Source organism: Tepidimonas sp. (genome assembly GCF_036824975.1).
GTDB lineage: Bacteria > Pseudomonadota > Gammaproteobacteria > Burkholderiales > Burkholderiaceae_C > Tepidimonas.
Genome location: NZ_DAISZC010000070.1, coordinates 1 through 11,071 on the forward strand (window position 1 = coordinate 1; position 11,071 = coordinate 11,071).

General features: G+C 68.1%; 9 protein-coding genes and 2 pseudogenes. 7 read left to right on the plus strand and 4 right to left on the minus strand.

Going from position 1 to position 11,071, the window contains the following annotated elements:
• The first annotated feature begins 291 nt into the window (after positions 1-291).
• On the plus strand, positions 292-1,137 hold the full coding sequence (locus V7Z54_RS08270) for a DUF2189 domain-containing protein (protein ID WP_334135767.1): 846 nt from the start codon (positions 292-294) through the stop codon (positions 1,135-1,137).
• On the opposite strand, the gene acuI is transcribed toward V7Z54_RS08270, so the two are convergent.
• Together acuI and V7Z54_RS08280 are read right to left on the minus strand one after the other, a co-directional pair.
• Entirely contained in the window at positions 1,127-2,122 is a 996-nt protein-coding gene (gene acuI, locus V7Z54_RS08275; RefSeq protein WP_334135768.1) for an acrylyl-CoA reductase (NADPH), read from the minus strand. The genes V7Z54_RS08270 and acuI overlap by 11 nt on opposite strands.
• A gap of 159 nt (positions 2,123-2,281) precedes the next feature.
• Positions 2,282-2,626, minus strand: a pseudogene (locus tag V7Z54_RS08280) (AMP-binding enzyme); the annotation flags it as partial.
• Positions 2,627-3,523: 897 nt separating this feature from the next.
• Here V7Z54_RS08280 and V7Z54_RS08285 point away from each other — a divergent pair.
• From V7Z54_RS08285 to coq7, 5 genes are read left to right on the plus strand one after another with little or no spacing between them, the layout of a single operon-like run.
• Complete coding sequence (locus V7Z54_RS08285) at positions 3,524-4,729, plus strand: TolC family protein (RefSeq protein WP_334135769.1); 1,206 nt, start codon at positions 3,524-3,526, stop codon at positions 4,727-4,729.
• A 2-nt stretch (positions 4,730-4,731) separates the two neighbouring features.
• The gene (locus tag V7Z54_RS08290) at positions 4,732-6,192 is read left to right on the plus strand and encodes a multicopper oxidase family protein (protein ID WP_334135770.1); all 1,461 of its coding nucleotides are present in this window, start codon (positions 4,732-4,734) and stop codon (positions 6,190-6,192) included.
• A complete protein-coding gene (locus tag V7Z54_RS08295; RefSeq protein WP_443082459.1) occupies positions 6,176-6,700 on the plus strand; it encodes a cupredoxin domain-containing protein in 525 nt (174 codons plus the stop codon). Before V7Z54_RS08290 ends, V7Z54_RS08295 begins: the two co-directional genes overlap by 17 nt.
• Entirely contained in the window at positions 6,697-7,467 is a 771-nt protein-coding gene (locus V7Z54_RS09975) for a DUF411 domain-containing protein (RefSeq protein WP_443082460.1), read from the plus strand. Before V7Z54_RS08295 ends, V7Z54_RS09975 begins: the two co-directional genes overlap by 4 nt.
• Positions 7,468-7,489: 22 nt before the next feature.
• The gene (gene coq7 / locus V7Z54_RS08310) at positions 7,490-8,155 is read left to right on the plus strand and encodes a 2-polyprenyl-3-methyl-6-methoxy-1,4-benzoquinone monooxygenase (protein WP_334135772.1); all 666 of its coding nucleotides are present in this window, start codon (positions 7,490-7,492) and stop codon (positions 8,153-8,155) included.
• 191 nt (positions 8,156-8,346) lie between these two features.
• On the opposite strand, the gene V7Z54_RS08315 is transcribed toward coq7, so the two are convergent.
• Positions 8,347-8,799 (minus strand): OsmC family protein, encoded by a 453-nt coding sequence (locus V7Z54_RS08315; RefSeq protein ID WP_334135774.1) that lies wholly within the window; start codon positions 8,797-8,799, stop codon positions 8,347-8,349.
• Between the two features lie 354 nt (positions 8,800-9,153).
• Between V7Z54_RS08315 and ilvA the strand changes: the two genes are divergently transcribed.
• On the plus strand, positions 9,154-10,734 hold the full coding sequence (gene ilvA, locus V7Z54_RS08320) for a threonine ammonia-lyase, biosynthetic (RefSeq protein ID WP_334135776.1): 1,581 nt from the start codon (positions 9,154-9,156) through the stop codon (positions 10,732-10,734).
• Positions 10,735-10,807: 73 nt separating this feature from the next.
• Here the strand turns inward: ilvA and V7Z54_RS08325 are convergent.
• Positions 10,808-11,071, minus strand: a pseudogene (locus tag V7Z54_RS08325) (hypothetical protein); the annotation flags it as partial.

Sequence of the window (11,071 nt, forward strand, 5' to 3'; positions counted from 1 at the left end):
GTCACCGTCATGATGCTCGAGAGTGTAGCCGGGCGTCGGCCGTCCCGCGCCGCATCGGGCGGCGCCACCCGCGCTTCGGCTGCCGCCGCGGTGATGGCTGCCGCTCGCGCCCGCCCACGTCCCACGCATCCCGCATCGTGTCCGCGCACGCTGCGACCGCGCGCGGGGTGGGCCCGTCCTGGGACCGCCGCCCCACTATTCGGGAAAACGCCAAGTTGAGGCCACGTTGCGCTTGCGCTACCCTGTTCTTGATTTTTGTCAAACCACCCTGCTCGCCAAGGAGGGCATCCGATGGCTACGCTGCATCCGCCGGCCTCGCCCGAACCGCCAGACGCCTCTGCTGTCGAGTCGGGCGCAGCGGCCCGCCACGAATCGGTGTTTGACCTGGCGCTGACCGAGCTGCGGCCGTCCGACCCCCTGCGCTGGCTGGCGCTGGGCTGGCGCGACTTCCGTGCCTGCTCGCGCCTTGGGCTGTTCTACGGCGCCTGCTTCGCACTGATGGGGCAGGCCCTGTGGCAGACCTTTCAGCACGCACCGGCGTATGTGCTGGCGCTCAGCGCTGGTTTTCTGCTGATGGGGCCGTTTTTGGCCCTGGGACTGTACGACGCCAGCCGCGCATTGGAAGAAGGTCGTCGTCCCTCGTTACGCGCGTCGCTGTGGGCGTGGCGCCCGACACTGTCCACCATGGCCATCTTCGCCGGCGTGCTCCTCATTCTGGAGATGCTGTGGGGCCGGGCCTCGCTGGTGGTGTTCGCGGTGACGATGGACACTATGCCCAGCACCGAAAACATGCTCGCGGCGCTGCTGAGCCTGGACAACCTGGAGTTTTTGATCACTTATGTCGCAGTGGGCGCCATTTTTGCCGGGCTGATCTTTGTCAGCAGTGTGATCTCCATCCCGATGATTCTGGACCGCCAGACCGACGCGGTCTCTGCCGCACTGACCAGCTTTCGGGCCTGCCTGCAAAACCCTGGGGTGATGTTGCTGTGGGGCGCGCTGATCACCGTGCTGTGCCTGCTGGCCATGCTGCCCGCCTTCCTGGGTCTGCTGGTGGTGGGGCCGGTGCTGGGCCACGCCACCTGGCATGCTTATCGGCACATCGTGCCGGCACCCCGGCGGCCCGACGTCACGCGTTGACGTCCACCACCAGCCGTCCGCGCACGCGCCCGGCCAGCACCTCGTTGGCCGCCGCAATCGCCTCGGCCAACCCAATGGTACGGGTCATGCGGTGCAGCAGCGTGCGGTCCAGTTCGGCTGCCAGACGCTGCCAGGCTTCGCGGCGGCGCGCCATCGGCGCCATGACACTGTCGATACCGTAGAGCGTGACGCCGCGCAGAATAAACGGCGCCACCGTGGCCGGAAAATCCATGCCCTGCGCCAGCCCGCAGGCGGCTACCGCGCCCCCGTAGCGCGTGCTGGCACACGCGTTGGCCAGTGTGTGGCTGCCCACGGCGTCCACCACGCCCATCCAGCGTTCCTTCTGCAACGGCTTGCCCGGGGCGGCCAGCGTCGCGCGGTCGATCACTTCGGCCGCGCCCAGCGCGTGCAGGTAGTCCGCCTCGTGCGGGCGGCCTGTGGAGGCCACCACGCGGTGCCCCGCACGCGCCAGCAGCGCCACTGCAATGCTGCCCACGCCGCCCGCCGCCCCCGTCACCAGCACATCGCCGCTGCCCGGCGCTAAGCCCTGCGCGGCCCAGTGCGCCTGCAGCGCCATCACGCACAGCATGGCGGTGTAGCCCGCGGTGCCGATGGCCATCGCTTGCGCCGCGGTCAACCCCGCCGGCAGCGGCAGCAGCCAGTCCGCTTTCAAGCAAGCTCGCTGCGCCAGCCCACCCCAATGCACTTCACCCACGCCCCAGCCGTTGAGCAGCACCGCGTCCCCAGGCCGAAAGCGCGGGTCGTCGCTGGCCTCCACCGTGCCGGCCAGATCGATGCCCGGCACCATGGGAAATTGCCGCACCACCGGCGTGCGGCCGGTGATGGCCAATGCATCCTTATAGTTCAATGTCGAGTGCGACACGCGCACCGTCACCTCGCCCGCAGGCAGGCGTTCATCAGGCAGTTCCGTCAGCGTGCAACCATAGCCGGCATCGGTCTTGTCGATCAGCAGGGCACGAAACATGTTTTCGGTCTCCTTCCGCATGGGCGCTGGGGTTCACAACACAGGCCTTTGCCCGTCGGCCCGCTGCTTGGGCTGGCGCGGCTGCTGGCAGCGATGGCGCGATGCGGTCTGCGAACTTTCCTGCCGCCGACCCCACGCCAACGGGCGCATTCTGGCACGTCAAGCGGCTGCAGCCGCGGTACGTTCGGCCTCCTGCAGCAGCCGCCACATCACCTTGCCGCTGCCGCTCTTGGGCAGGGCATCGACGAACTGCACGATGCGCGGTGCCTTGTAAGCCGCCATGTGCTCGCGGCACCACGCGATGAGGTCGGCCTCGCTGACCGTGCCGCGCGCCTGCTGGCGCAGCACGACGACCGCCTTCACCGTCTCGCCACGGCAAGCATCGGGCACGCCGATCACGCACACCTCGGCAATGGCGTGGTGCCGGTACATCAGCGCCTCCACCTCTGCCGGCCAGACCTTGAGACCATTGGCAGTGATCATTCGCTTGAGGCGGTCGGTAATCGCTCGTCCCGCTTCCCGATATCCTCTTGTGGACACGACCGCAGCACAGCGACTAATATAAGACCATGCGCCGTGTTTTGCTCTGGATCTTGCTGGCCCTGTTGCCGTGGCGACTGTGGGCAGTCGGCGCTATGACCCCGTGGCCCTGCCACGGCCCAGATATGGCAGAGGCGGTGTCCATCTCTAGCACCAGTGCTCGGCCACGAGGGGCGCACCCAGCTGCCCCGGCGGCGCCTGTTCATGTGGCGTTGCACGGCACAACCTTCGCAGAGCACCATCCTCATGCCGCGGCGCACGCGGGCAGCGCAGCCCGTGACTGGCACGCAACCGCTGTGCTCGCATCCGGTACCGCACCACGGGGCGAATTGGCACACCCCAGTGCTACCGATCACGGCGGCCCTGGGCTCCGCCTGTCCGCAGTCGCCCCCAGCGGCGGCTCGCATGACACCACCGCATGGAGCGCGAGCACCTGCGCGCTGTGTGCCCTGTGCCACAACCCGCCGCTGGTGACACTTTCGTCCATCATGGTCCCGCCCCCACTCAGTCACCGGTGGCGGGTGCCGCTGCGCGAGCCCGTGGCCAGTGCGCCGCTCCGCCCGGATTTGCGTCCTCCCATCGCCTGAAGACACCCCTGCGCGTTGGCGCTGATCCGCGCTACCCAGCGCGAAGGGGGCGCTGCGCATTTCGCCGACGCGCCGACCGTGACCCCGCCGCGCGTGGGACTGGTTCGGCATGCGGTGCACTCGTTCAGTTTTTCAGGAAATGGGACCGACATGAATCGCTGGATTGCCTCTTGGCGGGCAGGGTTGGCGTTGGCGTGCTTACACGCCCTGCCCGCGTTAGCCCAAAGCCCACACACACACCTCTGCCGCGGCCACCGATGTGGCTCCCGCATCGGTGACCTCGTCACCCGAGCCCGCCACCCCAACGCCGCCCGCTTCGATGGCCGAAGCGCTGCAGCGCTGGCGCGCCGCTAACGACCGCGTCAGCGCCATGCCACGCGGCCACGCCGACTGGCTGCAGTGGGAGCGCGCGCACGGGCTCGATCGGCCTGCGCCGCGCCCCGATGACGCGCCAGCGGGTGAGCCCTTGTCACTGACGGCGGTGGACGCGCTGGCGCTGGCGCAACAGCCGGCGCTGCGTGTGCTGCCCGGCCTCAACGCCACCGAACAATTGGCACGCGACCGTCGTGCGGCGGCGCTGCGGGCACAGGCGCGCGCCGCCTGGGTCGAGGCAGTGACAGCCCGCGCCCAGCGACGCCTGACCGAAAACATGCTGGAGGCGGCCGAATTGGGGGCCGAACTGGCGCGCCGGCAGCAGGCCGTGGGACACTTCAGCGCCGAGCAACGGCTGCGCCACGAACAGACGGCGTGGCAAGCACGGCAAGCGCTGGTTGCTGCCCGGGCCAGCGAATGGCAGGCGCTGGCGCGGCTGTGGCAGCACGTGGGGGGTACTGAAGATCCTGCCGCATTGGGACGGCGCCTGCCCGGGACGTTACCGCCGCCGCCCGCGCTGCCCGACGATGCGGAACTGGCGGCGCGCCAACACGCCCATCACCCGCAGTGGGTGAGCTTGCGCGCCCAGTGGGAACAGACCCGCGCCGCACTCACCGATGACGCCTGGCAGGCACTAGAGCGCGCATGGCAGCACGACGTCGATGGGGCGACGCGCCAAACGGCGCCCATGGCCCCTCGTGCCGAGTGGCGCAAGCCCGCCTGGCCGCACGCCTGGGAGGCCGCGCTGCACGCCCATGCGCAGTGGCGCAGCCTGCAGCGCCAGCTCGACGCCGACCGTTGGCAGGGACTGCAGACCGCGCACGCCTTGCACCAGCACGCCCAGGTGCTGCGCGAACAGTGGTTGCCGCAGGTGCAGCAACTGGAGGAAGAAGCGCTGCTGCGCTACAACGGCATGCTCCTGAGCCCCTGGGATTTGCTGGAGGCGGTGCGTCAGCGGCTGGCGGCGCAACACACGGTGCTGGCAGCCGAGCGCGACGCGTGGCTGGCAGTGCTGGCCTTGGACGCCGTGGCCTGGGGCCTGCCATGGAACGGACCCCGCCCTGAAGTTGCCGCCACCGACACCCCCACTGCAGCGAAAGGACATTGATCATGGAACGCCGACATTTCTTGACGCAGACCTTGGTCGGGGGCGCCGCAGCGCTGGCAGGCGTGCGTGTGACCTCCCCCGCTTTAGCCGCGTTGCCCGATCCGGTCAGCCGCACCGACGCCAGCACCGCCGCTGCCTGGACGCCACCTGGCGTCACGGGCGCTGGCCGGCCATACCGACCGGTCGTCACCCTCAACGGCTGGACGCTGCCCTTTCGCATGAAAGACGGCGTCAAAGAATTCCATCTGGTGGCCGAGCCGGTGGTGCGCGAATTCGCGCCCGGTTTCTCGGTCAACCTGTGGGGCTACAACGGCAGCAGCCCCGGCCCCACCATCGAGGTGGTCGAAGGCGACCGGGTGCGCCTGTACGTCACCAATCGATTGCCCGAGCACACCACCGTCCATTGGCACGGACAGCGTCTGCCCAACGGTATGGACGGGGTGGGCGGCCTCAACCAGCCGCAAATCCCTCCAGGCCAGACCTACGTATACGAATTCGTTGCGCGGCGCCCCGGCACCTTCATGTACCACCCACACGCCGACGAAATGGTGCAGATGGCCATGGGCATGATGGGCTTTTGGGTCACCCATCCCAAAGAGCGACACCCATGGATCGCCGACGTCGCTCGCGATTACTGCTTCTTACTGAACGCCTTCGACGTCACCCCCGGCGCCCGCACGCCCAACGTCAATACCATGCTCGACTTCAATATCTGGGCGTGGAACAGCCGCGTCTTCCCGGGCATCGACCCGCTAGTGGCGCGGCTGGGCGAGCGGGTGCGGGTGCGCATCGGCAACCTGACGATGACCAACCACCCCATCCACATCCACGGCATCGAGTTCGAAGTCACCGGCACCGACGGCGGCCCCGTGCGACCCGAAGCGCGCTGGCCCGAAGTCACCGTGGACATCGCGGTGGGCCAAATGCGGCAAATCGAGTTCATCGCCGACGAAGAAGGCGACTGGGCGATGCACTGCCACAAAAGCCACCACACCATGGGACCAATGGGGCATGGCATACCCAACCTAATTGGCTTGGACCACCGCGGTCTGGTGCACCGCCTACAGCGCTTGGTACCCGACTACATGGTGATGGGCGAGCGCGGCATGGCCGATATGGGCGTGATGGAAATGCCGCTGCCCGACAACACCCTGCCGATGATGACCGGCAGCGGCCCCTACGGCCCCATCGAGATGGGCGGCATGTTCACCACGCTGAAGGTGCGACGCGATCTGGCGCCGGGTGACTACCGTGACCCTGGCTGGTACCGTCAGCCGCCTGGCACCCAGGCCCGGCCGCTGTCCGTGGGCCAAGCCCCAGCCGCTGCGGACGAAACCATGCCACCCGCGCGCCCCGGGGCCTCACCCTCGGGCAGCGCACCGTCGGCGCCGCACAGCCAACCCGTGCCGGCTCCATTCGACGCCCGCAAACCCCACGGAGGACACCATGGTCACTCGCATTGACGCCCTGCGCCGCGCGCTGCTCGTCAGCGCCACGGCTTGGCCACTGATGGCCGCTGGCCACGGCCCGCACGGCCACGACACACCCCGCCGCGCCGCGCTGCCCCCCGAACAAAAACCGTGGGGCATTGCCGGCGACCCGGCGCGCATCAGCCGCACCATCGACATCCGCATGGGTGACGACATGCGCTTTCGACCGGACCGCATCACCGTGCGCCAGGGCGAGACGGTGCGCCTGCGCGCCATCAACCGCGGCCGGGTGATGCACGAGCTGGTCATCGGCACCCCCGAGGAACTGGCCGCCCACGCCGAACTCATGAAAAAACACCCTGGCATGGAGCACGACGAGCCCTACATGGCCCACGTGGCGCCGGGGCAGCGCGGCGACATCGTCTGGCACTTCAACCGGCCAGGGAATTTCCAGTTCGCCTGTCTGATCCCCGGCCACTTCGACGCGGGCATGGTCGGCCACATCCGGGTCGAGCCCACCTCACAGGAGACGACACGATGAAGCGACGCGACACGCTACGTTGGGGCGCGGCGGCTGTGCTTGCCGCGAGCGCAGGGTTGGGTTGGGCGCAGCTCTCCGCCCCGCGGATTGAAGTGTGGAAAGACCCTAAATGCGGCTGCTGCAACGACTGGATCCGGCACTTGCAAGCACACGGCTTTCTCGTGCAGGCCGTCGACAGCGGCAACGCCGCCGTGCGCCAGCGGCTCGGCGTGCCACAGGCGCTGGGCTCGTGCCACACGGCCCGCGTCGACGGTTACGTGATCGAGGGACATGTACCCGCCACCGACATCCTGCGCCTGCTGCGCGAGCGCCCGCAAGCACTGGGCTTGGCGGTGCCGCGTATGCCCATCGGTAGCCCGGGCATGGACGGTCCCGAATACGGCGGCCGACGCGACCCCTACGACGTCCTGCTGGTGCAGCGCGACGGCACCACACGCGTCTATACCCGCTACCCCGGCGCGGCGGTACACCCCGTCAGCACGAACGCCACCGCGGATCACGGCCCGCAAGGTACCGCAGCGGTGCCCGGCCCCACCGCGGGCGACGATTGGACCGACGGCGAGATACGCCGCATCGACGTCACTGCCAACAAGATCACCTTGCGCCACGGGCCGATTGTCAGCCTGGACATGCCCCCGATGACCATGGTGTTCCAGGTGCGTGACGCGACCTTGCTGCGGGGCCTACAGCCGGGCATGGCGGTGCGCTTTCGCGCCCAAAAAGTCGGCAGCGCGTACATCGTGACCGACATCAAGGCGGGGCCATGAGCGCTGCGCTAGCATGCATATCATGAGCACAGTTGTGGATGCCACCCTGATTGCGGTCGACAACGCGCTGCGGACCCTGTTCGCCCCGCACCGCGCGGCTCGCCCGACACCCGCCGTGTCGACCGAGCGCGCTGCCGATGCCGCCCAGATGACGCCCGAGCAGCGCCGGCTCTCGGGCGCGTTGATGCGCGTCAACCACGTCGGTGAAATCTGTGCCCAGGCGCTGTACACCGGACAGGCGTTTGCGGCGCGTGTGGGTCGCGAACAGCCCGCCGAGCGCGAACGCATCGCACGTCATCTGGAGGCTGCTGCGCAAGATGAGACGGACCACCTGGCCTGGTGCCAGCAGCGGCTGGACGAGTTGGGCGACCGCCGCTCGCTGCTGTGCCCACTGTGGTACGCCGGTGCGTTTGCCATCGGTGTGGCCGCCGGCTTGGCCGGACGGGGCGTCAGCCTGGGCTTTGTGGTCGAGACCGAACGCCAGGTCGAAGCGCACCTGGACGGCCATCTCGACCGCCTGCCGCCGCCAGATCACCCCTCGCGCGCCATCGTGGCGCAAATGAAGGACGATGAGGTGCGTCACGCCCGCGAAGCCAAAGCCGCCGGCGGTGTGGAACTACCCACACCGGTGAAGTGGGCCATGCGCGCCGCCGCCAAGGTGATGACGACCGTGGCGCACCGCATCTGAACCGGCACGGGGGGCGACCCTCTCGTTCAGGGTCCACCGCCGACCTGTGCCCCGCTTGGGCAGGGCGCGCCTGCAGCCGCAAGACTCGCAGCGGCCACAGCAGGGACGGCGTCTCGGACGCCCGGTGTTTGGGCGGCGCCACACACCGTGGCTGAGGCACTATCCGCCACCCGGGACGGGTGCCGCTGCGCTCACGCCACGTCCACCAACTCGTAGCTGGTGGTGATTTCGGCCGTCTTGGCCAGCATGATGCTGGCCGAGCAGTACTTCTCGTGACTGAGCTGGATGGCACGCTCCACCGCGGCTGCCGGTATCCCCTTGCCCTGCACGATGAAGTGCATGTGGATGCGGGTAAACACCTTGGGCTCGGTGTCGGCTCGCTGGGCTGTCAGCTTGACCTGGCAGCCGCGCACGTCGTGCCGCCCGCGCTTGAGGATCATCACGATGTCGAACGACGTGCACCCCCCCGTGCCCGCCAGCACCAACTCCATGGGGCGCGGTGCCAAATTGGCGCCACTGACCTCGGGCTTGGCGGGGTCCACGGCGCCATCCATGGCCACGAGGTGACCGCTGCCGGTGGCAGCGATGAAACCCATATTCGAGCCGGCCCCGCTGGGACCAGTCCAGGTGACGGCGCATTCCATGGCAGTGATGTCTCCATGACGACAGTCGGCACACGGCGCCGACCAGTGGTGATGTTGCAGCGCAATATCAGTAAGCTATAATACTCGCATTGTAGGCGCCAAACCGCTGTCGTCAGCCTGGCAAGCGCCTTTTGGTTTTCCGGTTGTCTCCTCTGCCCTGAATGGGTGGTTCTGGCCCAAGCCGCACGGCTTGGGCCATTTTTTTGGCCGTCGGCCCCGCCACACCCCCCGGCGCAAAACAGACGCCCACCCGCGCCGCTGTAGTTTGACTGCCCCCCCGACCACGGTACGGCACCCGGACGGCACCCATCCGCGCACGGCTATGATTGTGCGGTTGCACGATTCGCGCCGCCTATGCCCCGCCGCTCATCCTCCCCGTCCGCCTCAGCACTAACCCCGGCCGACTACCTGAAAAAAATCCTCACCGCGCGCGTGTACGACGTGGCGCGTGAAACGGCGCTGGAGCCGGCGCGCAACCTCAGCCGACGACTGCACAACAAGGTACTGCTCAAGCGCGAAGACCAACAACCGGTGTTCAGCTTCAAGCTGCGTGGTGCCTACAACAAGCTCGCGCACCTCAGCCCCGAGCAGCTGCGGCGCGGGGTCATCTGCGCCTCGGCCGGCAATCATGCACAAGGCGTGGCGCTGGGTGCTCACAAGCTGGGGGCGCGAGCGGTCATCGTCATGCCCACCACCACCCCGCAGGTCAAGGTCGACGCCGTGCGCGCGCTCGGCGGCGACGTGGTGCTGCACGGCGACAGCTACTCCGACGCCGCTCAATACGCCAGCCAGCTTGCCCAGGCCGAAGGGCTGACCTTCGTGCACCCCTTCGACGACCCAGACGTCATCGCCGGCCAGGGCACCATCGCCATGGAGATGCTGCGCCAGCTGCAGGGGCTGGGCTCCAACCGGCTCGATGCGGTGTTCGTGGCCATCGGTGGCGGTGGGCTGATCGCGGGCGTGGGGGCGTACATTAAGGCGGTGCGGCCCGACATCCGCGTCATTGGCGTGCAAATGCGTGACTCCGACGCCATGCTGCGCTCGGTGCAGGCTGGCGAGCGCGTGCAGCTCAGCGACGTTGGGCTGTTCTCCGACGGCACAGCGGTCAAACTGGTGGGGCAGGAGACCTTCCGGCTGGCACGCGAGGTCGTCGATGCCTACGTCACGGTGGACACCGACGAAGTCTGCGCCGCCATCAAGGACGTCTTCGTCGACACGCGCAGCATCGTCGAGCCGGCCGGTGCCATGGCCGTGGCGGCCATCAAGAAGTATGTGGCCGAACGCAAGACACGCGGCGAGACCTATGCCGCCATCCTGTGCGGCGCCAACATGAATTTCGACCGCCTGCGCTTCGTAGCCGAACGCGCCGAAGTGGGCGAGGAACGCGAAGCGCTATTTGCGGTCACCATCCCCGAGGAGCGCGGCAGTTTCCTGCGCTTTTTGCAGGCTATCGGCACCCTGCCCGGCGGCCCGCGCAATGTCACCGAGTTCAACTACCGCATCCACGACACGGCGGTGGCCCACGTGTTCGTGGGCCTGACCACGCACGGCCGCGGTGAAAGCACCAAAATCGCCGCCGCATTCGAAAAACACGGCTTTCGCACGCTCGACCTCACTCACGACGACCTGGCGCAGGAACACATCCGCCACATGGTGGGAGGACACTCGCCCTTGGCACAGGACGAACGGCTGCTGCGCTTCATCTTCCCCGAGCGCCCCGGGGCGCTGCTGAAGTTTCTCACCCTCATGCGCCCGAGCTGGAACATCAGCCTGTTCCACTACCGCAACCAGGGCGCAGACTATGGCCGCATCCTAGTCGGCCTGCAAGTTCCGCCGAAGGACGGCAAGGCTTTCGAGACTTTCCTGCGCAACCTGGGCTACCCCTACGTGGACGAAACCGACAATCCGGTATACCGGTTGTTTCTGCGGAGATGAAGTCACCGCCAGCTGGGTGAATCTTCAGTATCTTGCGGTCAACACCCCACAGGCACGCAGGCCCAGCGATACTTCAGGATATTGGAGAAGCCGGGGCCTGCGGCACTGGCACCGTCAAGCGCTGCGCCTCGCCCCCGCCCGGTGGTGCCAGCCAGACCTCGGCGCGCTCGACGCGCACCACACGCCACCCATCAGGCAGCGTGGTGCCAACGCGGTAGGGGCGCGCCGGCGTACCGTCGCGCACCAGCACCGCTGCCCCGGCGCCACGACGATCGGCAATCACCCCGACCACCCGCCAATCGGCAACCGTCGCGGTCCCCGCTTCAGCGGCCGCCGC

Bases quoted from the DNA above. Each gene is read 5' to 3' on its own strand.
- V7Z54_RS08270 (WP_334135767.1), top strand. From the start codon at position 292: ATGGCTACGCTGCATCCGCCGGCCTCGCCCGAACCGCCAGACGCCTCT.
- acuI (WP_334135768.1), bottom strand. From the start codon at position 2,122: ATGTTTCGTGCCCTGCTGATCGACAAGACCGATGCCGGCTATGGTTGC.
- V7Z54_RS08290 (WP_334135770.1), top strand. From the start codon at position 4,732: ATGGAACGCCGACATTTCTTGACGCAGACCTTGGTCGGGGGCGCCGCA.
- V7Z54_RS08295 (WP_443082459.1), top strand. From the start codon at position 6,176: ATGGTCACTCGCATTGACGCCCTGCGCCGCGCGCTGCTCGTCAGCGCC.
- V7Z54_RS09975 (WP_443082460.1), top strand. From the start codon at position 6,697: ATGAAGCGACGCGACACGCTACGTTGGGGCGCGGCGGCTGTGCTTGCC.
- coq7 (WP_334135772.1), top strand. From the start codon at position 7,490: ATGAGCACAGTTGTGGATGCCACCCTGATTGCGGTCGACAACGCGCTG.
- V7Z54_RS08315 (WP_334135774.1), bottom strand. From the start codon at position 8,799: ATGGAATGCGCCGTCACCTGGACTGGTCCCAGCGGGGCCGGCTCGAAT.
- ilvA (WP_334135776.1), top strand. From the start codon at position 9,154: ATGCCCCGCCGCTCATCCTCCCCGTCCGCCTCAGCACTAACCCCGGCC.